This window comes from Variovorax sp. GW822-FHT04E09 (assembly GCF_058800845.1).
The window spans coordinates 25913-49053 of record NZ_JBXAMR010000011.1 but is presented as its reverse complement, the minus strand read 5'-3'; the positions used below and the strand labels follow the sequence as shown (position 1 = coordinate 49053).

The following is a 23141-nucleotide window of genomic DNA, read 5'->3' as shown; positions in this document are numbered from 1 at the left end:
TCGGGGGCGTGTCGCCCCGCTCGGTGCGCGGCGACATATTGTCGACAAAATTTAATTGTCGCATGCAATAACGCCAGCCCAAACGCCCCGGGCGGGCGTGCGCCTCAGACCCCCAGCGGCAAGCGCGCGCTGCTCTTCACCTCTTCCATCACCGCATACGTGCGCGTCTCGCGCACCCCGGGCAACTGCCACAGCACGGTGCCGGCGAATTCGCGGTAGGCGGCCATGTCGGCCATGCGGGTCTTGAGGAGGTAGTCGAAGCCGCCGGCGACCATGTGGCATTCCATGATCTCGTCGCGCACCTGCACGGCGGCCTTGAACTGGTCGAACACGTTGGCGGTGGTGCGGTCGAGCAGCACCTCGACGAACACGGTGAAGCCGCGCCCCAGCTTGTAGGGGTCGAGGCGGGCCTCGTAGCCCAGGATGAAGCCGTCGCGCGTGAGGCGCTGCACGCGCGCCAGCACGGCGGTGGGGGAGAGCGCGACCGCCTCTGCCAGCTTGAGGTTGGTGATGCGGCCGTCTTCCTGAAGGATCTTCAGCAGGCGCAGATCGATGCGGTCCAGATCAAGCATTCGAGGATTATCCGGCGCACACATCGATCGGCTGCAAGAAATGCGGCCTATTTGCCACGGCCATAGGAGATAGAACCAAGGAAATGCCGTTGGACTACCCTTTCGCAGTCATTTGAACTACCGAAAGCCGTGGGTCACCGCATTCAACGCACCGTGGTCGCGCCGGGTGCGGCGGCCTGGCGGCCCGAGAGCTGGTCGACCAGCGCGCCGTAGGCCGGGCCTTCGCGCAGCTTGGTGTACGCAGCCTGGGCTTCGCGGTAGCCGGGGCGCGACGTGTCGGCGCCGGCTTCGCCCGACTGCTGGGCGGCCAGGCCTGAGCGGATCCACAGCTGGGTGTCGGCGGCCACGGCGGCGCGGCTGTTGGCCGAGACCGCGACCGGCTCCTGGCCCATGTTCTCGTTGTAGCCCTGGGTGGGCGCGGTCTTCAGCCACTGCTGGGCGTCGGCCGTCACGGCGGTGCGTGTCGTCGACGACGCGAAGGGTGCGGGACGCGGGTCGCCTTCGGCGTAGTTGCCGGCAAAGCTCGGCGCGGCGGCCAGGCCCAGCAGGGCGGCGACGGCGGCGGTGTTCAGAAGGCGGGTGGTGGCAGACAGCTTCATGTTCGTTCACTCCTTGAGGTGGTTGCTTGGTTGGTGAGAACGACTGTACGAAGCGCATCCACGCGACCGATAACGTCTGGATGACGGTTTTGTCATGTGCGTATCCACCTGCATCGGGCCGCGCCGAGAGGGGCCGCAAGGGGCCTTCCAACTTCTCTTGCATAACCGCCATCGCGGCATGCATAAGCCATGGCGCGCGGCCCTCAGTCGGAATATCGTTGCGCCCATCCATTCCAACCAAGGGAATCTTCCATGAACGAGAAACTCTCCTTCGTCAATCCGACGGCCAACAGCCCCTGGGGCACCTACCTGTCGCAGGTCGATCGCGTCGTGCCGTACCTCGGCCCGCTGGCGCGCTGGGTCGAAACCCTCAAGCGCCCCAAGCGCGCGCTGATCGTCGACGTGCCGATCGAGATGGACAACGGCACCATCGCCCACTTCGAGGGCTACCGCGTGCAGCACAACATGAGCCGCGGCCCGGGCAAGGGCGGCGTGCGCTTCCACCCCGACGTCACGCTGGAAGAAGTGATGGCGCTGTCGGCCTGGATGACCATCAAGACCGCCGCCGTGAACCTGCCGTACGGCGGTGCCAAGGGCGGCATCCGCGTCGACCCGAAAAAGCTGTCGCTGCAAGAACTCGAGAAGGTCACGCGCCGCTACACCAGCGAGATCGGCATCATCATCGGCCCGCACACCGACATCCCCGCGCCCGACGTGAACACCAACGCGCAGATCATGGCGTGGATGATGGACACCTACTCGATGAACGTCGGCGGCACCGCCACCGGCGTGGTCACCGGCAAGCCGCTGCACCTGGGCGGCTCGCTGGGCCGCGTGAAGGCCACCGGCCGCGGCGTGTTCGTCACCGGCCGTGAAGCGGCCCGCCGCCTGGGCATGGACCTGCGCGGCGCGCGCATCGCGGTGCAGGGCTTCGGCAACGTGGGCTCGGTCGCGGCCGAACTCTTCGTCGAGGCAGGCGCCAAGATCGTCGCGGTGCAGGACCACACCGGCACCATCGTGAACACCAACGGCCTCGATCTGGCCCAGCTGGTGCCCATCTCGCGCACCGACGGCGTGGTTGGCTTCAAGGCCGGCGGCGACATCGTGCCGAACGAAGACTTCTGGGACGTGACCTGCGACATCCTGATCCCCGCCGCCCTCGAAGGCCAGCTCACGGCCGAACGCGCCAAGAAGACCACCGCCAAGCTGGTGCTCGAAGGCGCCAACGGCCCGACGGTGCCCGAGGCCGACGACATCCTGGCCGAGCGCGGCGTGCTGGTCGTGCCCGACGTGATCTGCAACGCCGGCGGCGTGACGGTCTCGTACTTCGAATGGGTGCAGGACTTCTCGTCCTTCTTCTGGGACGAGGACGAGATCAACGTGCGCCTCGACCGCATCATGATGAACGCGCTCAACCAGATCTGGGACACGGCCGACAAGCACAAGATCCCGCTGCGCACCGCCACGTATGCGGTGGCCTGCGAGCGCATCCTGATGGCGCGCCAGGAACGCGGTCTGTACCCCTGACGCGATCTCCGGGGCTTTCAGGGCCTTTCGGGAACCCCCGGCCTGCCGGGGGCTCGAAGCGAAGCCGCCGGTTGGTTAGCATCCGGTGTCCTTCCCGCCCTGCCATGCCCCCCACCACTCCTGCTGCTTTCTTCTCTTCGCCGGCCCGCGTGCCGGCGTTTCTGTTCCCGGGCCTGCTGTCGGCCCTGTTGCTGGCCGGCTGCGGCAGCTTCGGCAAGGGGCAGGCCTACGAGCCCGAAGACTTCGACTCCACCACCACCCACACGCGCAACTACGCCGCCAGCGAGGCCCAGACCTGCGAGGCGGCGCGCCGTGCGCTGCTGAGCCAGGGCTACATGGTCACGGCCGCCAACGCCGACCTGGTGACCGCGCGCAAGAGCTTCCAGCCCGCGGCCGAGACGCACGTCGAGGTCGAGTTCCGCGTGGTCTGCGCGCGAGAAATGGGTACTGGCAGCGCCTCGGCCGGACGCAGCACCGTGGCCTTCGCGACCGCGCTGCAGGACCGCTACGGCCTGAAGAAGGGCAGCAACTCGGCCAGCCTGGGCGTGGGCGCCATCGGCTCGCTTTCGCTGCCCTTCGGCGGCAGCAACGAGGCGATGGTCAAGGTGGCGAGCGAGACGCTGTCCGACGAACGTTTCTACGACCGCTTCTTCACGCTGGTCGAGCGCTTCCTGCAGGGCGGCGGCCCCGACATGCCGGCCGATGCCGCACCCGCGGATGAGGCACCGAAGCCGACTGCACGCCCCGCTGCAACGACTTTTCCGGTATCGCCGTCGCCGAACCGCGGCTGAACAAGCTTGGCAGTCAGCGCACCAGCGTCGACTTGCCGAACAGGCTCTCGATCAGCTCCACCGCCACCTCGGCCGTCTGGTTGCGCACGTCGAGCGCGGGGTTGAGTTCCACCACGTCGACCGAGCCGAGCCGTCCGGTGTCGGCGATCATTTCCATGCACAGCTGCATCTCGCGGTAGGTCGGCCCGCCGCGCACGCCCGTGCCCACGCCGGGCGCATCGGCCGGGTCGAGGCAATCGAGGTCGAAGCTCACGTGCAGGTGGGTGTCTTCGTCCACATCTTGAAGCGCCTCGGTCATGGTGGTGCGCATGCCGTTCTCGTCGATGTGGCGCATGTCGAACACGTGCAGGCCGAGCGTGCGGATCGCTTCCTTCTCGTCGGCATCGACGCTGCGGATGCCGATGAAGCGGATCGCGTCGTGCGCCAGCGCCGCGGGCTCGCCGCTCCAGCCCGTGAGGTCCGCCGGCCCGTGGCCCAGCAGGCACGACACCGGCATGCCGTGCAGGTTGCCGCTGGGGCTCGTGGTCTCGGTGTTGACGTCGGAGTGCGCATCGAGCCACAGCACGCGCAACTTCTTGCCGCGTTTTCGCGCATGCCAGGCCACGGCGCTGATGGAGCCGATCGCCAGGCAGTGGTCGCCGCCCAGCATCACCGGCACGTGGCCGGCGCCCAGCGCGGTGTCGACGGCGGCGTAGACCGAGCGGTTCCACGCGATCACTTCGGTGAGGTGGCGCAGCCCGTTGGCCGGCGGCGCCCACGGTGTGGCCGGGCCCGCGAGGTTGCCGCGGTCGAGCACCGTGAAGCCCTGGCCCGCCAGCGCCTCGGCCAGGCCGGCCACGCGCAGCGCGTCGGGGCCCATGCCCGCGCCGCGCACGCTGGCGCCGATGTCGGTCGGCGCGCCGATCAGTTCGAGGGTGGTGGCGGTACTGCTGCTGTTCATGCCGGTCTCCCGATGTGGTGCCAGAGGTAGGCGTAGCCGAGCGCATCCATGAAGGCGGACGCCTTGTTGTCGGCGGCGGCGCTGTGGCCGCCTTCCATGTTTTCGTAGAAGCTGCTGTCGTGCCCTTGTGCGAGCAGCTTCGCGTGCATCTTGCGCGCATGCACGGGCCCCACGCGGTCGTCGCGCGTGGAGGTGGTGAAAAGGGCGGGCGGGTAGGGCGTGCCGGCCCGGGCGTTCTCGTAGGGCGAGAAGGTCCGGATGAATTCCCACTCGTCGGGCAGTTCCGGGTCGCCGTACTCCGCGATCCATGAGGCGCCGGCCGACAGCTGCGTGTAGCGCTTCATGTCGAGCAGCGCCACCTCGCTCACGATGGCGCCGTACAGCTGCGGGTACAGCGTGAGCATGTTGCCCATGAGCAGGCCGCCGTTGCTGCCGCCCATGGCGCCCAGGTGCGCGGGCGAGGTGATGCCGCGCGCAAACAGGTCCTGCGACACGGCCGCAAAGTCTTCGCAGGTGCGCAGGCGGTTTTCCTGCAGCGCGGCCTGGTGCCAGCGCGGGCCGTACTCGCCGCCGCCGCGGATGTTCGCCACCACGTACACGCCGCCGCGTTCGAGCCAGGCACGGCCGATGCCGCCGCTGTAGCTCGGCTCCAGCGAGATCTCGAAGCCGCCGTAGGCGTACTGCAGCGTGGGGTTCGTGCCGTCGGCCACCAGGTCTTTCGCAGCGATCTCGAAGTAGGGCACGCGCGTGCCGTCCGCCGAGGTCGCGAAATGCTGGCTCACGCGAAAGCGCGAGGCGTCGAAGAAGCCGGGGCTGTGCTTCAGCGGCTGCGGCTCGCCCTGGCCGAGGGTGCCGATGTACAGCGTGGTCGGCTGCAGGAAGCCGCTCACGGTCAGGAAGTAGTCGTCGCTCTCGGTCTCATCGATGCCGCCGGCCGCCACGCACGACAGCGCGGGCGCGCCGCCCAGGCTGTCGCGGGCCCACTCGCCCAGGCCGTCCGCCGGCGGCGTGAGCACCTCCAGCCGGTTCACCACGTCGTGCATCACGTTGAGGATGAGGTGGTGGCGCGTCCACGAGTAGTCGTCGAGCGCGGTGGTGTCGTCGGGCTCGAACAGCAGCGTGAGCTCGCGCGTGCCGGCCATGTAGTCGTCGAAGCGCGCGGCCAGCAGCGAGCCGGCGGTGTAGGTGCGGCCGGCCACGGTCCAGTCTTCGCGCGGCTCGATCAGCAGCCACTCGCGCGTGACGCCGGTGTTGGCGTCGTCGGGCACGTCGATCTTGGCGAGCGTGCCGTCGGGCGCGCGCAGCCAGGTCTCGCTGTCGTAGAAGTCGATCTGGCGCGAGACGAAGTCACGCTCGAAGCCGGGCGTGTGGTCGCTCCAGGCGCTCACCGACATGTCTTCGTGCGCGCCTTCGTACACGGTGACGGCTTCGGCCAGCGGCGTGCCGCGTTGCCACTCTTTCACCAGGCGCGGGTAGCTCGAGCTGGTCATCGAGCCGGGGCCGAAATCGGTGCCCACGTACAGGTGGTCGATGTCTTTCCAGGTGACGTGGTTCTTCGCCTCGGGCAGCGCGAAGCCGCCTTCGACGAATGCCAGGTTCACCAGGTCGAACTCGCGCACCACGTCGGCATCGGCACCGCCACGCGACAGCGAGATCAGGCAGCGTTCGTACGCGGGCTCCAGGCAGTCGGCGCCGTGCCAGACCCAGTTCTCGCCGTCCTGCGCGGCCAGCGCGTCGAGGTCGAGCACGGTCTCCCACGTGGGCTCGGGCGTGCGGTACTGGTCGAGCGTGGTGCGGCGCCACAGGCCCTTGGGGTGCGCCTTGTCGCGCCAGAAGTTGTAGTACAGCGCACCGATCTTGCTGACCATCGGAATCCGCGCGTCCGAGTCGAGCACCTCGAGCAGGCCCTGCTCGATCGCCTGGAAGGCCGGCGACTGCGCATAGGTGTGAACGGCGCTTGCATTCTGCTGGCGAGCCCAGTCCAGAGCGGCTTCGCCGTCGATGTCTTCGAGCCAGAGATGGGGGTCGTCGTTGTGCGCAGAGGTCATGCGGCACAGTGTACGAAGCCCCCGTGAATGCGGCGGCCTGTGAGCAGTTGTTGCTGCATTCGAGGCGCGTCGATTTTTTCATTACATGTGGATGCGCGCCCCGGCCATCCTTGGGGCAAACCCCTGTCCCGGGCGTGCCTTCCCCCGGTGGAAACACTGAAGAAGCGAAGGCCCACGAACGCGATGCCCACGGTATCCTGCCGGACGGCGCATGCCCCAACGAGGAGAACCACACATGAAACACCTGAGCGGTCTTGATGCCACCTTCCTGCACCTGGAAACCCCCGAGATGCCGATGCACGTGGGTTCGCTCAACGTGCTGGACCTGCCCAAGGGCTACAAGGGCGACTTCTACGAAGACGCCAAGGCCTTCATGGCCAGCCGCATCCACCTGGCCGACGTGTTCACGCGCAAGCTCGCGCTGATGCCCTTCGACATGACCAATCCGGTGTGGGTCGAGGACGACGACATCGACCTCGACTACCACGTGCGCCACATCACGCTGCCCAAGCCGGGCACCAACCGCCAGCTGCAGCAGTACGTGGCACGGCTGCACTCCACGCTCATGGACCGCAGCCGGCCGATGTGGGAGTTCTTCATCATCGACGGCCTCAAGAGCGGCCAGGTGGCGCTGTACACCAAGGTGCACCACGCGGGCATCGACGGGCAGGCCGGCGTCGAGCTGGGCAAGGCCATCTTCGACCTCGAGGCCACGGGCCGCGTGATCAAGCCGCCGCGTGCGCGCCCGCGCAGCAACGGCTACCAGCTGGGCATGGCCGAGCTCGCCACGGCGGCGCTGCGCAACACGGCGCAGCAGTACGTGAAGCTCTTCAAGATGGCGCCGGCCATCGCGCGCGCCATCGGCGGCCTGGCCCAGCCCGACGAGAAGGCGGCCGACAAGGCGGCCGCCACCGCACCGAAGAAGTTCAACCTCTTCGCGCCGCGCACCTCGCTGAACGTGTCGATCACCAACCAGCGCACCTTCGCCGGGCGCACCATCTCGCTGGCCGAGACCAAGTACATCGCCAAGCACTTCGGCGTGTCGCTCAACGACGTGGTGCTGGCCACCGTGGCCGGCGCGCTGCGCCACTACCTGGCCGACAACAACGAGCTGCCGGCCAAGCCGCTGGTGGCCGGCGTGCCCGTGAGCCTGCGCGAGGCGGGCGACCAGACGGCCAACAACCAGGCCAGCATGATCCTCGTGAGCCTGGCCACCGACATCACCGATCCGCTGCAGCGGCTGAAGGCGATCAACGCCTCGTCGAACTCGTCCAAGTCGACGATGAACCGCTTCAAGGCCGTGATCCTGGACGACTTCCCGACCTTCGCCGCGCCCTGGCTGGTGTCGGGCATCGCGTCGATGGTGGGACGCTCGGGCATCGTCAACCTGCTGCCGCCGGCGGCCAACGTGGCCGTCTCGAACGTGGCGGGCGCGCCGTTCCCGATGTACTTCGCGGGGGCGCTGGTCACCTGCTACTACCCGGTGTCGATCGCCAGCCACGGCACCGCGCTCAACGTCACCGTGCAAAGCTACAACGGCCGCATGGACTACGGCCTGATCGCCTGCCGCCGCGCCGTGCCCGACATCACCGAGATCGGCGACTACCTGCTGGCCGAGCACAAGCTGCTGATGGAGCTGACGCAGAAGCACCCGGCCGTCTCCGGCGCGCCGGCCACACCGCCCAAGCCCGTGGCCGCCCCCGCCCCAGAAGCGGACGAAGAGGCCCAGGCCGCTGCACCGGCCCGCAAGCCGGCCGCGCGCAAGAAGGCGCCGGTGAAGGCCGTCGCCGCCAAGAAGACGGCGCAGAAGGCCCCTGCCAAGGCCGCACCGGTCAAGGCGGCGGCGAAGAAAGCCCCTGCGAAGAAGGCGGCGGCAAAGAAGGCTGCGCCCCGGCCCGCGGCCCGCAAGGCCGCCGCATCGCCGCGCGCCGCTGCGGCATGATCGACAGGGCCGGCCCGGCCTGGAAAAAAAATTGGGGCAGTTGGACTAGTTTTCCGACCGTTCTAGTTTTCCAGGCCTAGGCCCTGCGGAAGATGATTGGCCCATCGCGATTCCCCGCGAGCCATTCAACTTCAAAGAAATCTCACATGTCCACGCAAACCAACATCGCTTCCGCCGCCATCCACGTCGTCGGCCAGTACAACGACGCCGGCAAGACCCTGGTCGGTGCCTACCGCACCGGCGTGCAGCGCCTGCTGGGCGGTGCTGCTTCGCGCTACAGCGAGTTCCTGGGCAACCGCCAGATCCCGATGGTGAGCGAGCAGATCAAGGCCAACCTGATCGGCGCGCAAGAAAAGGTGCATGGTTTCCTGTCCAACCGCCTGGACATCGACACCAGCCGCATCGTGAACGCGATGGACCGCGTCGCTGCCGGCACCACCAGCGGCATCGAAACCGTCGCCAACCGCGTCGCCCAGATCGAATCGCCCGCTGCCACCACCGTGCTGAACGCCCTGTCGGCCGTGAACCAGCCCTTCGCCACCGTGTCGGTGCAGATCGCCGACCGCATCGTCGCCGGCACCAAGCAGATCGAAGCCCGTGTGAGCGGCACCGAAGAAGCCGCCCCCGTGCGCACCGTGAAGGCCAAGGTCGCTGCGGCCAAGAAGCCGGTTCGCCGCGCTGCCCGCAAGGCGGCCTGATCCCGGGGCGCTGACCGCGCCCTTTTCATTTCTACCGCCCCTGGAGCACCACCGCATGGCGACCCGTCCCGATGACACTGCCAAGTTGAAGAAGAGGGCGGCGCCTGCGAAGAAGGCTCCGGCGGCGAAGAAGAAGGCCGCGCCCCGCAAGGCGGCGCCGGCTGCAAAAGCCCCGCCCGCAGACACCGCTGCGGCGGGCACCAACAAGGCCGAAGCGCTGCTGCGCGCCGGCCTCAAGGCGCTGGACAACGTGCGCAACGATGTCGCCAAGCGCCAGGCCAACGTGATCGAAGGCCTGCTGGGCATCGGGCACGGCAAGGCCGACGCGGCCGGTGCCAAGGCGGCGCTGACGCGCGGCTTCCCCAGCCTGGACACCTTCGGCATCCGCAAGTTCGAGGACGTGTTCGACCAGCGTGTCGCCACCGCCCTGCAACGCCTGGGCATGCCCAGCGCCGACGAGGTTCAGGCCCTGCGCGACGAGGTGGCGCAGTTGCGCGAACGCCTCGCGAAACTCGAGAAACCGTCCAGTTCAAGTGGCTCCGGCGGCAAGCGCTGAGCGGCACGCAACGCACGCAACACGCCGCTTGTGGCCAGCTCCAACACCACGCGCGATCGCATCCTGCAGACCAGCCTTGCGCTGTTCAACGCGGAAGGTCTTCCGGCCGTGTCCACGCACAAGATCGCGGCCGAGCTCGGCATGAGCCCGGGCAACCTGCATTACCACTTCAAGGCCAAGCAGCTGATCGTCGAATGGCTGTTCCGGCGCTTCGAGCAGCGGCTCGAGGTGCTCAACGGCTCGTCGGCGTCCATTGCCGCCATCGACGACCTGTGGCTCGCACTGCACCTGCGCTTCGAGGCCATCGACGAATACCGCTTCATCTACCGCGACATGGCCTTCCTGGCCAGCGAGTACCCGGCCCTGGGACAGCGCGCCCAGGCCATGACCGCGCAGAACCTGCTGGCGGCCCAGACGCTGTGCGAAGGGCTGGTGGCCTCGGGCGTGATCGAGACCAGCGCCGAGCAGGCGCGCATCCTGGCGCTGCAGATGGTCTTCACCACCACCTGCTGGCTCTCGTTCGAACGGCTGGTGCCGGGACGCGACGCCCTGGCGCAGGCCGACCCCGGTTTGGCGGCTTTCTACACACTCACGCTGGTTTCTCCGTATGTTTCCAGCGAATCGAGGGCTTATCTTGATTACCTGAGGGGCAAATACCTCGGATAAATGAAGTCGTCGTCTGACGGGGAATGCAACTTCGCACCCCCATCGTCGTCCTACAGAAGAAAGAAACAGAAAGGAAGCCGCCATCATGACCACCGCCACCCACGAACCCATCGCACCGCCGTCGCGCCTGCTCTTGCTGGCCGAAGCGCGCGCCCTCTGGGAAACCGGCGCCGGCCTCGCCATGTGGCCGCTGCTGCAGCTCGCGCCGCGCGGCGACGGGCACCCCGTGCTCGTGCTGCCGGGCCTGGTGGCCAGCGACGTGTCCACGCTGCTGCTGCGCCGCTACCTGTGCAGCCGCGGCTACGACGCCCACGGCTGGGGCCAGGGCCGCAACCTGGGCCCGCGCGCCGGCGTCGAGGACGGCATGGTCGACCTGCTCAAGACCCTGGCCGACAAAAGCGGGCAGAAGGTCAGCGTGATCGGCTGGAGCCTGGGCGGCGTCTACGCGCGGCTCTTGGCCTCGGCGCAGAAGGACCTCATCCGCAACGTCATCACGCTGGGCAGCCCGTTCTCGGGCAGTCCGCGCGCCACCAACGCCTGGCGCGTGTACGAAGGCGTGAGCGGCCAGAGCTCGCACGACCCGCGCCGCATGAAGTTCGTCGAACCCACGCCGCCCGTGCCCACGACCTCGATCTTCAGCCGCACCGACGGCGTCGTCGCATGGCGCTGCAGCCTCGAGAAGACCGGCCCGCAGTCCGAGAACATCGAGGTGGTGGCGAGCCACCTGGGGCTCGGCGCGCACCCGGCCGTGCTCTATGCGGTGGCCGACCGGCTGGCGCAGCCCGAGGGCGAATGGAAGCCGTTCAACCGCGGCATGCTCGGGCCGCTGGTGTACCCGGACCCGGATCGCAACGTCTGAACTGAGGCGCGCGCTCCCCAAGAAAAAAGACCGGCGAATGCCGGTCTTCTTCTTTGAGGCTCCAGGCTTGGTTCTTCAGGCCCCGGCCCACACGTCGAGCACATAGCGCTGCTCGGCAATCATCTGGTCCATCCACGCCGCGCTGTCCTGCCCATGCTCGCGCGCGAGGTCGCTGAGCGTGCGCCGCACGTCGGGCTCCATGCGCGAGCCGTCGCCGCACACATACACGACGGCGCCGGCTTCGAGCAGCTTCCACACGGCCGCGCCCTGTTCGCGGATCAGGTCCTGCACGTAGACCTTGCGGTCGCCGGCGCGCGAGAAGGCCGTGTGCAGCTTCATCAGGCCGCGGTGCGACCAGGCCTGCAGCTCCTCGGCGTAGATGAAGTCCTGCTCGGGATGGCGGCAGCCGAAGAACAGCATCGCCTCGCCCAGCGCCTCGCCGCGTTCGACCTGCGCGGCGCGCGCCTGCAGGAAGCCGCGGAACGGCGCCAGGCCGGTGCCCGGGCCGATCATGATGAGCGGCCGGTTGGCGTCTTCCGGCAGGCGGAAGCCCTCGGCCGTGGTCTCGCGGATCACGCCGTGCACCGTGTCGCCGGCCTCGGCGCGCGCCAGGAAGTTGGAGCACACGCCCTCGAAGGTGCCGTTGCCCGACAGCGCGGGCGCGCTCACCACGCCCACCGTCACGCTGCAGCGCCCCGGCGTCATCGTCGGCGACGAGGAGATCGAGTAGTAGCGCGGCGACAGCGGCGACAGCATTTCCAGGAACACCGCGAACGGCACCTGGCAGGCGCGGTGCTCTTCGAGCAGCTCCAGCAGCGACTTGCGCTTGTGCAGCACCTCGGCCTTGTACGCGGCCTGCGAGGCCTCGTCGCTGCCCGACAGCGCCTGCAGCTTCGGCTTGGTGAACGGGCACTCGGTGTGCGCCGCGAGCGTGGCGATCTGCTTGCGCGTGGCCACGTCCTGCAGCTCGACGTAGTCGCCCAGCAAACGATCGACAGCGATCACCTGGTCGACCGGCAGCGCCGCCTTGCGGCCCGGCACGGCCGACAGGCGCACGTGCGCCGAGCGGTCGAAGCCGAAGCGCGCCATCGCGCGTTCGACCTGCGCCGGGCTGTTGCGCGGCACCACGCTCAGGTGGTCGCCGGGCACGTAGTTCACGCCCTCGGGCAGCATCAGCTCGACGTGGCGCGTGGAGCGTCCGGCCTCGCCGTTGGCGCCGGCGCTTTGCAGTTCGCGGTTCTCGATCACGCGCAGCGGCACCGCGCCCAGCGCATCGACCAGCGCGTTCTTCTGCGGCGGCGGCAGCTCTTCGAGCGTGTACAGCGGCTCGGCCTCGGCCGGCGTGTCGGCGCCGTTCTTGATGTCGAAGGTCTTCACCAGCGCGGGCCACAGCGCGTCGCTCCAGTCCTGGAAGGCGCCGTCCATGTCCTCGCGCGCATCGCCTTCGCCGCGCGCGTGCACGCGGTCGGCGCCCAGCGCCTCGAGCCGTTCGTCGATGCGGCGCGGCACCGCCTGGTAGGTGGCGGCCCAGTCGGTGTTGCCGCAGCCGAAGACGCTGAAGCGCACGCCGTTGAGCGAGTCGTCGGCCTTGTCGAGCCAGCGGTGGAACTCCGCCGCGTTGTCGGGCGCCACGCCGTTGTACGAGGCGCAGACGATCGCCACCGCGCCGCTGGCCGGCAGCCGCTCGGCATAGTCGTCGAGCGAGGCCAGCTGGGTCGAGAAGCCGCGCAACTCTCCGGCCTCGGCCAGCTGGCGCGCCAGGTCTTCGGCCGTGCCGAGGTTGGAGCCCTGCAGCACCAGCAGCGAGGTGCCGTGGCGCGCCGCCTGCGGCTTGCGCGCGACGGGCTTGGCCGGCGCGTCGGGCGTGGCCGTTGTCTCCACGGTGCCGCGCGGGCGCGAGGCCGGGTCGCGCAGCAGCGCCTTGATCTTGAAGTTCTCGGGCTTGATCGTCAGCGCTTCCTTGATCTTGAGCTTGTAGCCCGTGTGATCGACGAGGTTGAAGCGCTGCAGGATCATGCCCAGCGTGAGCACTGCCTCCTGCAGGGCGAACTGCCGCCCGATGCAGGCGCGCTGCCCGTTGCCGAAGGGCTTGAAGGCGTTCACGGGCCGCTCGCGCTCGGCCTCGCGGCTGAAGTGGTCGGGGTTGAACTGGTCGGCGTCCTCGCCCCAGATGCCCTTGTCACGGTGCAGCGCGAGCGCATGCATGATGACCATGTTGTTCTTCTTGATCGTGTACTGGCCGCCGATCTTGGTGTCTTCCTTCGCGCGCATCGAGATCGCGGGCGCGGTCGGGTACAGGCGCAGCGATTCCTTCAGCACCTGCATCACGTACTGCAACCGGTTGACCTGCGCGTAGGTGGGCTTTTGCGTGGTGTCGCCGCCGAACACGCTGTCGACCTCGGCCTGCGCCTTGGCCATCGCCTCGGGGTTGTTCAGCAGGAAGTAGATGGCGAACGACAGCAGGCCGCTGGTGGTCTCGTGGCCCGCGATGAGGAATTCGATGCACTCGTCGCGGATCATCTTGTCGGTGAGCTTCTCGCCGCTCTTCTTGTCCACGCCCGCGATCATGTAGCTCAGGAGGTCGGGCTTGGTGGCGATGTCGGCACCGCTGGCGCGCCGCTCCTCGATGATGTCTTCCACCATCTTGTGCATGCAGCGGATGTCCTTGCGCTGCTGGGCCAGCTCCTTCTTGAGCATCAGCTCCTCGAGCGGAATGCCGCGCCGGTTCTGCACCGTCTCCAGCGTGCGCACCATCGCATCGACGAAAGGATGGAAGCCCTCGCGGTAGAACGAGTTGAAGCGGTAGCCGAAGCCGCACAGGCCGATGGTGTCGAGCGTGAGCGCGGTCATGTCGCGCACCACGTCCACCTCTTCATCGAAATTGAGGCGCTCCCACTTGGTGACCAGCTGGCCCGCGATGTCCAGCATCATCGGGTGGTAGGCCTGCATCGCGCGCTGGCTGAAGTTGGCCAAGAGGATGTTGTGCGGCTTCGACCACGTCTCCTCGTGCGTGTCGGAAGTGAACAGGCCGTGCGACGCGGCGCGCAGCCGGCGCAGTGCGCCGCGCGTGCTCTTGTCGAAGCGCGGCTCTTCGCACAGCTCGTCGACCAGCGCGGGCGACGACACCACGATCACCGGCATGCCCGGCATGTCGAGCCAGTAGATGCCGCCGAGGTCCTGCGCGATCTTCCACATGTCGAGCACCGGCGAGTCGGAGCCGATGGACAGCAGATTGCCGACGAAGGGTTTCTTCGCCGGATGGGGGATCGGATGGAGCGAGTTCTTTCCTGCCATGGTGTACCTTGTTGTGCCTTCGGTATGGACCCGCTTCGGATGTCCGGGATGCGAATCCGGAGTATCCCGATGGCACAGGGGGTGGGCAGGACGGGGTTTCCCTAGGAAACAATGACGCGGCGCAGGGGGCGATCACGCCGTCAGCGTGATCGCTATTCACAGTGGCCTGGGCAGGTCCCCCGAAAGAACTCAGTCAGGGTCGGACCATCTTGCAGTCGGTGCCTTGCGCCAGCTCGTTCCCGGTATAGACCGCATCGGTGCGGAAGCCGTAGTTGGTGCCTTCCCAGCCCGTCTTCACCGCCTTGCCGTCCACCGGCGCGATGGTGTTCACCACCTGCGGCAGCAGCAGCTGGTGGTCTTCGCCGCGCATGCGCACCGGGCCCACCACCGAGTCGAAGCTCAGGTCTTCGAGGGCGCGCGCCACCTTCACCGTGTCGGCGCTGCCGGCCTTGGCGATGGCAGCGGCCAGCAGGCGCGGCGTGAGGTCGATGCGCGGTGCGAGGAAGTCCTTGCCGGTCTTGGCCTTGTAGGCCTTGGCCAGCGCGTCGACCTTCGGCGTGTCGGCCTGGCCCGGGTGCCATTCGGCCACCCAGGTGAGCTGCCCGGTCTTGGCCTGCGACACGGCGGTGACGGTGCCCGGCACCGAGCCCGCGCTGTGGTTGAAGTAGCGCAGGTTGTAGCCCGCGTCGCCCGCGGCCTTCTGCAGCAGCGTCATGTCCTGGCCCCAGTTGCCGGTGATGACCGAGTCGGCGCCGCTTTGCTTGATGTTGGCGATGTAGGGCGCGAAGTCCTTCACGCGGCCGATGGGGTGCAGTGTCTCGCCGACGAACTGGATGTCGGGGCGCGCCAGGCCCACCAGCTGGCGGCCGTAGCTGGCCCACTGCTTGCCGTGGGCATAGTCCTGGTTCAGCAGGTAGACCTTCTTCACGTCCGGCGTCTTCTTGATGTAGTTGGCCAGCGCCTTCATCTTCATCGCCGTGTTGGCCTCGGTCTGGAAGTGCCAGAAGCTGCAGCCCTTGCCGGTCATCTCGGGGTCGATCGAGGAGTGGTTCAGCACGATCAGTTCCTTGCCCGGGTTGCGCTGGTTCCAGCGCGCCACCGCCAGCACCAGCGCCGTCACCACCGACGAGCCCGAGCCGCCCGTGACGATCGCCTTGGCGCCCTGGTCGATGGCCGCCTGCAGCGCGCTCTGGCTTTCCTGCGCCGAGAGCTTGCTGTCGAACTGCAGCAGCTGCAGCTTCATGCCGCCGAGCACGCCGCCCTTGGCGTTGATGTCCTCGATGGCGTACTGCGTGTGCATCAGCATCAGCTCGCCCACGTTGGCGAACGGCCCCGACAGCGGATCGATGTAGGCGATCTTGTAGGTCGGCTGCGGGGCCTGCGCCTGCGCCGCGGTGCCGGCAATGGCAAACAAAGAGGCAAGGGCGATCCGCGCCAGGGGCGCATGCGTGAGCTTCATGGGTGTCTCCGGAGGGTGTGTGAAAGACGGAATCAGTGCGTCGCGCGCAGCCCGATCACGCGGCTGGCCAGCTTGGTGAGCTGCGCCACCACCTCGTCGGGCGAGAGGCGCCCGTTGGGGCGGTACCAGCTGTAGAGAAAGCCCGGCAGGCTGCAGGCCGCGAGCGCGGTGATCTTGGTCTCGTCGAAGTCGAGGTCGCCGTCGCGCCGGGCTTCTTCGAGCAGCGGGCACAGCAGGTCATAGAAGTGATGTGCGAGCTTCTTCTGCGCTTCGAGGTATTCGGGGCGGTACACCTGCGGCTCGCGGTAGGCGAAGAAGGCCACCGGGTGGTGCGCGATGGTGGCACGGATCAGCCCCTCGATGCCTTTCATCACCTTCTCGCTCGCGCGGCGCGGGTCGGCGGCGGCGAAGTCGAGCGCGGTGAAGCAGTCGACCGCGGGGCGCCACGACAGCGTTTCGAAGATCTCCTGCTTGTCGCGGAAGTAGTAGTACACGAAGGGCTTGGTCACGCCCAGCTCGCGCACGATCTGCGCCATGGTCGTGTTGGCGTAGCCCTGCGCGGCAAACAGCTGCGCCGCGGCCTGCAGGATGCGCTCGCGCTGCAGGTCGGTGCCCTGCGTGGCCGCGCGCTGGCGGCCCGTGCCCTGCGGCAGGTGCGGCTGTGCCGCCAGTGCCGTGTGCGTGGCAGAGGGTTTGTTCGGTGTCGCGGAAGTTATACCCATGGGTAGGATTGTTCGTGCACGATGCCGCATTGGCAAGCGCCGGCCCTGTGCAGGCGGCTATCGATAACCCTGAGAAAGTGACGCCATGGAGACAACGCCCGCCACCCCCGCACGTCTGAAAGAGCTGCCGCCGCGCGTGCAGCAGCCCCTGCACGCCTACCTGCGCGACCACGCACGCACGCGCGGCGACGCCACCGCCTGCCTCTGGTACGGCCAGGCCCTGAGCTGGGCCGAGCTCGACCGCGCGAGCGACGCCTTCGCCGCGCGCCTGCAGGCCCTGGGCGTGGCCAAGGGCGAACCCGTGGTGCTGTTCCTCAACAACTGCCCGCAGTACCTGGTGGCGCACTTCGGCATCCAGAAGATCGGCGCCATCGTCTGCCCGAGCGGGCCGCTCAACAAGGAGCACGAACTGGCCTACCAGGTCAACGACCTGAAGGCGCGCGTGATCGTCGCGGCCGCGCCGCTGGTGCCGTTGGTGCGCAAGGTGCAAGCCGAAAGCGCGCTCGCGCATGTGTTCGTGGTGCACTACGCCGACCTGCTGCCCGCCGAGCCCACGCTCGACCTGCCGGCTGAACTGGCCGCCGAGCGCACGGCCGAACGCACCGTGCCCGAAGGCTGCGAAGACTTCCTTGCCGTGATGCGCAGCGGCGCCACGCCGCAGCCCGTCGCCATCGACATGGACGACATCGCGCTCATGACCTACACCTCGGGCACCACCGGCCTGCCCAAGGGCGCGATGCTCAGCTACGGCAACGCGCTCTTCAAGACGCGCGCCGCGGCCGACTGCAACGGCGTGGGGCCTGGCGACGTGCTGCTGTCGATCGCGCCGCTGTATCACATCGCCGGCATGCTCATGGGCGTCAACGTGCCCGTGCTCAGTGGCGCGGCCTCGGTGCTGATGCATCGCTTCGATCCGCGCGCCGTGCTGCAAGCCATTGCCGCTTACAAAGTGAGCTGGTGGTACAGCATCGCGCCGATGAACGTGGCCTGCATGCAGGTGCCCGACATCGCCAGCTTCGACCTGTCGAGCCTGAAGATGAACCCGGTGACCAGCTTCGGCATCGCCTTCACCGAACCGCTGGCCGCGCAGTGGCGCTCGCACGCCAACCACTGCAGCTCGTTCGAGGCCGCCTACGGCCTGAGCGAAACCCACACCTGCGACACCTACACGCCGCACGTGGCGCCGCGCTGGGGAACGCAGGGCGTGCCGGTGCCGGGCGTGACCATCCGCATCATCGATACCGAGACGCAAGCCGACATGCCCACGGGCGAGGTCGGCGAGATCGTGCTCACCAGCGCCGGCTCGTTCAAGGGCTACTGGAACAAGCCCGAGGCCACGGCCGCCACCCTGCGCAACGGCTGGGTGCACACGGGCGACATGGGCAAGCTCGACGCCGACGGCTACCTCACCTTCATCGGCCGCTTCAAGGAAATGATCAAGGTCTCGGGCTACAGCGTGTTCCCCGAAGAGGTCGAGACCATCCTCATCAAGCACCCTGCGGTGGCGCAGGCGGCGGTCATCGCTCAGCCTGACCCCGAGAAGGGCGAGGTCGTGAAGGCCTTCATCGTGCGCAAGCCCGGCGCCGCGCTCGAAGCCGACGCGCTCGTCGCCTGGGCGCGCGAGAACATGGCGAGCTACAAGGCGCCGCGCGCCGTGAGCTTCATCGATGCATTGCCGACCACCGGCGCGGGCAAGGTGCTGCGCCGCCTGCTCAAAGACAAGACCTGAAAGGCTTCCTCGCGTGTTTTCCAAAGTTCTGATTGCCAACCGCGGCGAGATCGCCGTGCGCCTGGTGCGCGCGCTGCGCGACCTGGGCATCGCCAGCGTGGCGGTGCATGCGCGCGACGATGCCGCCGCGCTGCATGTGCAGCTGGCCGACGTGACGGTGGCGCTCGACGCGACCGGCCCTTCGGCCTACCTCAACGTGGCCGCGTTGATCGCGGTGGCGAAGGCGCAAGGCTGCGATGCGGTGCATCCCGGCTACGGCTTCCTCAGCGAGCGCGCCGACTTCGCACAGGCCTGCGCCGACGCGGGCCTGGTCTTCATCGGCCCCACGCCGGAGCAGCTGGGCCTGTTCGGCGACAAGGCCCGCGCCCGCGAGCTGGCCGCGCAATGCGACGTGCCCGTGATGCCCGGCAGCGCCGGCGCGGTGACGCTCGCGCAGGCGCAGGCCTTCTTCGCCGAGCAGCATGCGCAGGGCGCGGGCGTGATGGTCAAGGCCATCGGCGGCGGCGGCGGGCGCGGCATGCGCGCGGTGCTGAACGCCGAAGAGCTGCCCGAGGCGCACGCGCGCTGCATGTCCGAAGCCAAGGCGGCCTTCGGCATCGAGGGCGTGTACGTCGAGCGCCTGATGCGCAATGCGCGGCACATCGAGGTGCAGGTGCTCGGCGACGGCAGCGCCGTGGCCAGCCTCGGCGAGCGCGAGTGCACGCTGCAGCGCCGCTTCCAGAAGCTGGTGGAGATTGCGCCCAGCCCCTCGCTGCCCGAGCCGCTGCGCGCGCAGGTCACGCAGGCCGCGCTGCGCATGGCCAAGGCCGTGGGCTATCGCGGCCTCGGCACCTTTGAATTCCTGGTCGATGCCGCGTCGACCACCATGCCTTTCGTCTTCATCGAAGCGAATCCGCGCCTGCAGGTCGAGCACACGGTGACCGAAGCCGTGACGGGGCTGGACCTCGTGCAGCTGCAGATCGCCGTGGCCTCGGGCGACACGCTGGACGCGCTCGGCGTGGAGGCCGGCCGCACGGCGCCGCAACGCGGCTTCGCGGTGCAGTGGCGCATCAACGCCGAGACGCTCGATGCGCAAGGCAACGCACGCCCCGCGGGCGGCACGCTCGCGCGCTTCGACCTGCCGGCCGGTCCCGGCGTGCGCGTCGACACGCACGGCTACGCGGGCCTCGCACCTTCGCCGCACTACGACACGCTCTTGGCCAAGCTCATCGTGCATTCGCCGTCGCCGCGTTTTGCGGACGCGCTGCGCCGTTCGCTGCGCGCGCTCGACGAATGCCACATCGACGGCATCGCCACCAACCTGCCGCTGCTGTGCGCCATTGCCGCGCGGCCCGAGTTCGCGACGCAGGCGGTGCACACGCGTTTCGTGGAAGCACACCTGGGCGACCTGCTCGCCGACGCGAAGGCATTTGAAAAGCACACGAAGAAGGTGACCGCGCCCGCCGCCGCGAGCGCACCGGTGCCGGACGAAGAAGACGACGACGGCCTTACCGTCAAGGCGCCGATGCCCGCGAAGCTGGTGCAGTTCGAAGTCGCGGTGGGCGACGTGCTGCCTGCCGGCGCGCAGCTGGGCGTGCTCGAGGCCATGAAGATGGAGCACCTGCTGCACGCGCCCGTGGCCGGCCGCGTGCTGGCACTGCTGGCCGCGCCCGGCGACTACCTCGTCGAAGGCCAGTCGCTGGTGCGGCTGGAGGCCGTCGATGCGCAGGGTGTGCAGGCGCAGGCGCGCGTCGCGCACGACCTCGATGCGATCCGTCCCGACCTGCAGAAGGTCATCGACCGCCATGCGCCCACGCTCGATGCGAACCGCAAGGCGGCGGTCGACAAGCGGCATGCGCAGGGCGGTCGCACCGCGCGCGAGAACATCGCCGACCTGTGCGACATGGCCGGCGACCCGGGCAACTTCATCGAGTACGGCGCGCTCGCCATCGCCGCGCAGACGCGCCGCCGCTCGCTCGAAGACCTCATCGCCAACACGCCGGCCGACGGCATGGTGACCGGCCTGGGCAGCGTCAACGCGAAGCAGTTCGGCCCCGAGAAGTCGCGCTGCGCCGTGCTGGCCTACGACTACACCGTGCTGGCTGGCACGCAGGGCATGCGCAACCACCACAAGACCGACCGGCTGCTCGCGGTGGCGCACCAGCTCAAGCTGCCGGTGGTGCTGTTCGCCGAGGGCGGAGGCGGGCGGCCGGGCGACACCGACATGCCGATCGTCGCGGGCCTGAACAACCACACCTTCAGCCAGTTCGCGGCGCTGTCGGGCAAGGTGCCGGTGGTCGGCATCGTGCACGGGCGCTGCTTCGCGGGCAACGCGGCGCTGCTGGGCTGCGCCGACGTGATCATTGCCACCAAGGGCAGCAACATCGGCATGAGCGGCCCCGCGATGATCGAAGGCGGCGGCCTGGGCACCTTCGCGCCCGAGCAGATCGGGCCGAGCAGCGTGCAGTCGCGCAACGGCGTGATCGACATCCTGGTGGAAGACGAAGCTGCAGCAGTCGCTGCAGCCAAGCAGTACCTCTCTTACTTCCAGGGGGCAACCACCGACTGGCAATGCGCCGATCCGCGCACGCTGCGCCATGTGGTGCCCGAGAACCGCCTGCGCGTGTACGACGTGCGCGCCGCGATGCGCGGCGTGGCCGACACCGGCTCGCTGCTCGAATTGCGCGCGGGTTTCGGCGCGGGCATCGTCACCGCGCTCGCACGCATCGAGGGCAAGCCGGTCGGCCTGATGGCGAACAACCCGCACCACCTGGGCGGCGCGATCGACGTGGAGGCGGCCGACAAATCCGCACGCTTCATGCAACTGTGCAATGCCCACGGGTTACCGATCGTGTCGTTGTGCGACACGCCCGGCTTCATGGTCGGACCCGAGGTCGAGGCGCAGGCGCAGGTGCGCCACGTGTGCCGCATGTTCATGGTGGCCTCGCACTTGCGCGTGCCTTTCTTCGCGGTGGTGCTGCGCAAGGGCTACGGCCTGGGCGCGCAGGCCATGACCGCCGGCGGCTTCGATGCGCCCGTGTTCACCGTGGCCTGGCCCACCGGCGAGTTCGGTGCGATGGGCCTCGAAGGTGCGGTGCGACTGGGCTTTCGCAAGGAACTCGCGGCCGTGCCCGAGGGCGCCGAGCGCGACGCGCTGTTCAAGCAGCTGGTGGCGCAGCAGTACGCGAACGGCGAGGCGATCCACATGGCGCAGACGCTGGAGATCGATGCGGTGATCGACCCGGCCGACACGCGCACCTGGCTGGTGCGCGGCCTGGCGTCGGCGACGCGGCCGGCCGAGGCGGTCTCGGCGTACGTCGACACTTGGTAACTTTAGGTTAGACCTCGTCACTGGCGCGGGCAAGGCGGCTCCGTACACTGGGCCGCTTTTGCACGCATGAAGCTTCCTGCCCGCTGGCGCGTCCGTCTGCGCGACGCCGCCTTCTCCCCTGCATACTGGATGGCCGTTCTCGGCCTTGCGGTGTTGCTCGTGGGCGTGCAGGCGGTGTGGGCGGAGAAGGTCGAGCAGGCGGCACGACAGCCGGCCGAAGCGCGCTGGGTGGCGAGCTGGGCCGTGGCGGTGCTCGACTTCGCCGAGCTGGACGCCAACCCCGCCACGGCCGCCATCGGCGGACCGGGCGACCATGTGTTCCGCGGCCAGACCTTGCGCCAGATGATGCGCCCGACGATCGACGGCGAGCGCATCCGCGTGCGGGTGTCGAACCGCTTCGGCAAGACGCCGCTGCGCATCGCCGCGGCCACCGTGGCACTGGGCACGGGCGGCGACGCCATCTCGCCGGCCTCGTTGCGCACGCTGCGTTTCGGCGGCCGCGCCACCGTCACCGTGGCGCCGGGCGCGGAAGCATGGAGCGACGGCGTGGCGCTGAACGTTGCGGCGGGCCAGGCCGTGGCCGTGAGCCTTTTTCTCGACCGCGCGACACCGTTCGCCACGATGTACCTGCTGTCCACTGACACGGGCTGGCTGGCCCAGGGCAACGTCGTGGCGTCGCCCCGGCTGTCGAAGGCGACGGCGCTGCCGATGAGCCACATCGTGACCGGGCTCGACGTGCTCACCACCCGACCCGTGCGCACCGTCGTTGCGTTCGGCGATTCGATCACCGCGGGCGGTGGCGAGTCGGGCGACGGTTCGTACCCCGACATGCTCGCCACGCGGCTGCGCGACAGCCCGCAGGCCGCGCACGCGGTGTCGGTGATCAACGCCGGCATCGGCGGCAACCGGCTGCTGGTGAACGGCATCGGCCCCGACGGCCTGTCGCGCTTTGCGCGCGATGCGCTGGGCCAGAGCGGCGTGACGCACGTCATCGTGCTGCTGGGCACCAACGACATCGGCCGCGCCATCTTCGCGGGCATCCCCGGCCTGAAGGTGCCGTCGCACGACGTGCCCACGGCCGAGCGTGTCACCGAGGGCCTGGGGCAGCTCGTCAAGCAGGCGCGCGCCAAGGGCGTGAAGGTGCTGCTGGGCACCGTGCCGCCCTTCGGCAACACGATCTACGGCACCGACGCCAACGAGGCCATGCGCGAGGCCGTGAACCGCTGGGTGCGCAGCCGCCAGGACGTGGACGGCGTGGTCGACTTCGATGCCGTGCTGCGCGACCCGGCCGCGCCGCGTCAGCTGAATCCGACATTCGACAGCGGCGACCACCTGCATCCCAACCGCGCCGGCCACGCGGCCATGGCCGCGGCCATCGACCTGCGCGAATTGCAGGAATAAAGCGCGTCCGCGGCAGCGAAACAGCTCT

At 68.7% G+C, this 23141-nt stretch carries 17 protein-coding genes; 10 read left to right on the top strand and 7 right to left on the bottom strand.

All coding sequences use genetic code 11. The annotated features are described in order from the left end of the window. Nucleotides 1-104: 104 nt before the first annotated feature. Both AC1RL8_RS29185 and AC1RL8_RS29180 read right to left on the bottom strand, forming a co-directional pair. Nucleotides 105-572, bottom strand: coding sequence for an Lrp/AsnC ligand binding domain-containing protein (locus tag AC1RL8_RS29185; RefSeq protein ID WP_062478450.1), 468 nt, complete (start codon nucleotides 570-572; stop codon nucleotides 105-107). 143 nt (nucleotides 573-715) lie between these two features. Then, on the bottom strand, nucleotides 716-1171 hold the full coding sequence (locus tag AC1RL8_RS29180) for a hypothetical protein (RefSeq protein WP_492687259.1): 456 nt from the start codon (nucleotides 1169-1171) through the stop codon (nucleotides 716-718). A 252-nt stretch (nucleotides 1172-1423) separates the two neighbouring features. On the opposite strand from AC1RL8_RS29180, the gene AC1RL8_RS29175 reads away from it, so the two are divergent. Continuing rightward, the gene (locus AC1RL8_RS29175) at nucleotides 1424-2698 is read left to right on the top strand and encodes a Glu/Leu/Phe/Val family dehydrogenase (RefSeq protein WP_492687258.1); all 1275 of its coding nucleotides are present in this window, start codon (nucleotides 1424-1426) and stop codon (nucleotides 2696-2698) included. Nucleotides 2699-2802: 104 nt separating this feature from the next. Next, the gene (locus AC1RL8_RS29170; protein ID WP_492687257.1) at nucleotides 2803-3489 is read left to right on the top strand and encodes a DUF2242 domain-containing protein; all 687 of its coding nucleotides are present in this window, start codon (nucleotides 2803-2805) and stop codon (nucleotides 3487-3489) included. A 13-nt stretch (nucleotides 3490-3502) separates the two neighbouring features. Here AC1RL8_RS29170 and rocF read toward each other — a convergent pair whose 3' ends face one another. Together rocF and AC1RL8_RS29160 are read right to left on the bottom strand one after the other, a co-directional pair. Further along, nucleotides 3503-4429, bottom strand: a complete 927-nt coding sequence (gene rocF, locus AC1RL8_RS29165; protein WP_492687256.1) for an arginase — start codon at nucleotides 4427-4429, stop codon at nucleotides 3503-3505. Beyond that, complete coding sequence (locus AC1RL8_RS29160) at nucleotides 4426-6477, bottom strand: prolyl oligopeptidase family serine peptidase (RefSeq protein WP_492687255.1); 2052 nt, start codon at nucleotides 6475-6477, stop codon at nucleotides 4426-4428. Before AC1RL8_RS29160 ends, rocF begins: the two co-directional genes overlap by 4 nt. A 235-nt stretch (nucleotides 6478-6712) precedes the next feature. Between AC1RL8_RS29160 and AC1RL8_RS29155 the strand changes: the two genes are divergently transcribed. From AC1RL8_RS29155 to AC1RL8_RS29135, 5 genes are all read left to right on the top strand, one after another. Next, entirely contained in the window at nucleotides 6713-8419 is a 1707-nt protein-coding gene (locus AC1RL8_RS29155) for a WS/DGAT/MGAT family O-acyltransferase (RefSeq protein ID WP_070063828.1), read from the top strand. A 146-nt stretch (nucleotides 8420-8565) separates the two neighbouring features. Next, nucleotides 8566-9117, top strand: coding sequence for a hypothetical protein (locus AC1RL8_RS29150; RefSeq protein WP_159274669.1), 552 nt, complete (start codon nucleotides 8566-8568; stop codon nucleotides 9115-9117). A 55-nt stretch (nucleotides 9118-9172) separates the two neighbouring features. Further along, a complete protein-coding gene (locus tag AC1RL8_RS29145) occupies nucleotides 9173-9673 on the top strand; it encodes a phasin family protein (RefSeq protein ID WP_492687254.1) in 501 nt (166 codons plus the stop codon). A gap of 30 nt (nucleotides 9674-9703) precedes the next feature. After that, nucleotides 9704-10339, top strand: coding sequence for a TetR/AcrR family transcriptional regulator (locus AC1RL8_RS29140; protein ID WP_070063831.1), 636 nt, complete (start codon nucleotides 9704-9706; stop codon nucleotides 10337-10339). 85 nt (nucleotides 10340-10424) lie between these two features. Beyond that, entirely contained in the window at nucleotides 10425-11198 is a 774-nt protein-coding gene (locus AC1RL8_RS29135; protein ID WP_095950078.1) for an esterase/lipase family protein, read from the top strand. A 75-nt stretch (nucleotides 11199-11273) separates the two neighbouring features. Here the strand turns inward: AC1RL8_RS29135 and AC1RL8_RS29130 are convergent, their stop codons facing one another. The 3 genes from AC1RL8_RS29130 to AC1RL8_RS29120 form a co-directional block, all read right to left on the bottom strand. Beyond that, nucleotides 11274-14492 carry a bifunctional cytochrome P450/NADPH--P450 reductase gene (locus tag AC1RL8_RS29130; protein ID WP_492687253.1) on the bottom strand — a complete coding sequence of 1073 codons (3219 nt, stop codon included), beginning with the start codon at nucleotides 14490-14492 and terminating at the stop codon, nucleotides 11274-11276. 193 nt (nucleotides 14493-14685) lie between these two features. Next, the gene (locus tag AC1RL8_RS29125; RefSeq protein WP_095746969.1) at nucleotides 14686-15951 is read right to left on the bottom strand and encodes a branched-chain amino acid ABC transporter substrate-binding protein; all 1266 of its coding nucleotides are present in this window, start codon (nucleotides 15949-15951) and stop codon (nucleotides 14686-14688) included. 32 nt (nucleotides 15952-15983) lie between these two features. Next, a complete protein-coding gene (locus tag AC1RL8_RS29120; protein WP_492687252.1) occupies nucleotides 15984-16673 on the bottom strand; it encodes a TetR/AcrR family transcriptional regulator in 690 nt (229 codons plus the stop codon). Nucleotides 16674-16758: 85 nt separating this feature from the next. Here AC1RL8_RS29120 and AC1RL8_RS29115 point away from each other — a divergent pair, with 85 nt between their 5' ends. From AC1RL8_RS29115 to AC1RL8_RS29105, 3 genes are all read left to right on the top strand, one after another. After that, on the top strand, nucleotides 16759-18402 hold the full coding sequence (locus AC1RL8_RS29115; protein ID WP_492687251.1) for an AMP-binding protein: 1644 nt from the start codon (nucleotides 16759-16761) through the stop codon (nucleotides 18400-18402). A 13-nt stretch (nucleotides 18403-18415) separates the two neighbouring features. Beyond that, nucleotides 18416-21712: a carboxyl transferase domain-containing protein gene (locus AC1RL8_RS29110; protein ID WP_492687250.1), complete on the top strand. Its 3297-nt coding sequence runs from the start codon at nucleotides 18416-18418 to the stop codon at nucleotides 21710-21712. A gap of 66 nt (nucleotides 21713-21778) precedes the next feature. Then, nucleotides 21779-23113: a GDSL-type esterase/lipase family protein gene (locus AC1RL8_RS29105; protein WP_492687249.1), complete on the top strand. Its 1335-nt coding sequence runs from the start codon at nucleotides 21779-21781 to the stop codon at nucleotides 23111-23113. Nucleotides 23114-23141 lie beyond the last annotated feature (28 nt).

What these genes read in the sequence shown, in the direction of transcription:
- AC1RL8_RS29120 (WP_492687252.1), bottom strand. Translation starts at nt 16,673, where the DNA reads ATGGGTATAACTTCCGCGACACCGAACAAACCCTCTGCCACGCACACG.
- AC1RL8_RS29150 (WP_159274669.1), top strand. Translation starts at nt 8,566, where the DNA reads ATGTCCACGCAAACCAACATCGCTTCCGCCGCCATCCACGTCGTCGGC.
- AC1RL8_RS29135 (WP_095950078.1), top strand. Translation starts at nt 10,425, where the DNA reads ATGACCACCGCCACCCACGAACCCATCGCACCGCCGTCGCGCCTGCTC.
- AC1RL8_RS29155 (WP_070063828.1), top strand. Translation starts at nt 6,713, where the DNA reads ATGAAACACCTGAGCGGTCTTGATGCCACCTTCCTGCACCTGGAAACC.
- AC1RL8_RS29180 (WP_492687259.1), bottom strand. Translation starts at nt 1,171, where the DNA reads ATGAAGCTGTCTGCCACCACCCGCCTTCTGAACACCGCCGCCGTCGCC.
- AC1RL8_RS29185 (WP_062478450.1), bottom strand. Translation starts at nt 572, where the DNA reads ATGCTTGATCTGGACCGCATCGATCTGCGCCTGCTGAAGATCCTTCAG.
- AC1RL8_RS29105 (WP_492687249.1), top strand. Translation starts at nt 21,779, where the DNA reads ATGAAGCTTCCTGCCCGCTGGCGCGTCCGTCTGCGCGACGCCGCCTTC.
- AC1RL8_RS29170 (WP_492687257.1), top strand. Translation starts at nt 2,803, where the DNA reads ATGCCCCCCACCACTCCTGCTGCTTTCTTCTCTTCGCCGGCCCGCGTG.
- AC1RL8_RS29145 (WP_492687254.1), top strand. Translation starts at nt 9,173, where the DNA reads ATGGCGACCCGTCCCGATGACACTGCCAAGTTGAAGAAGAGGGCGGCG.
- AC1RL8_RS29130 (WP_492687253.1), bottom strand. Translation starts at nt 14,492, where the DNA reads ATGGCAGGAAAGAACTCGCTCCATCCGATCCCCCATCCGGCGAAGAAA.
- AC1RL8_RS29125 (WP_095746969.1), bottom strand. Translation starts at nt 15,951, where the DNA reads ATGAAGCTCACGCATGCGCCCCTGGCGCGGATCGCCCTTGCCTCTTTG.
- AC1RL8_RS29175 (WP_492687258.1), top strand. Translation starts at nt 1,424, where the DNA reads ATGAACGAGAAACTCTCCTTCGTCAATCCGACGGCCAACAGCCCCTGG.
- AC1RL8_RS29115 (WP_492687251.1), top strand. Translation starts at nt 16,759, where the DNA reads ATGGAGACAACGCCCGCCACCCCCGCACGTCTGAAAGAGCTGCCGCCG.
- AC1RL8_RS29160 (WP_492687255.1), bottom strand. Translation starts at nt 6,477, where the DNA reads ATGACCTCTGCGCACAACGACGACCCCCATCTCTGGCTCGAAGACATC.
- rocF (WP_492687256.1), bottom strand. Translation starts at nt 4,429, where the DNA reads ATGAACAGCAGCAGTACCGCCACCACCCTCGAACTGATCGGCGCGCCG.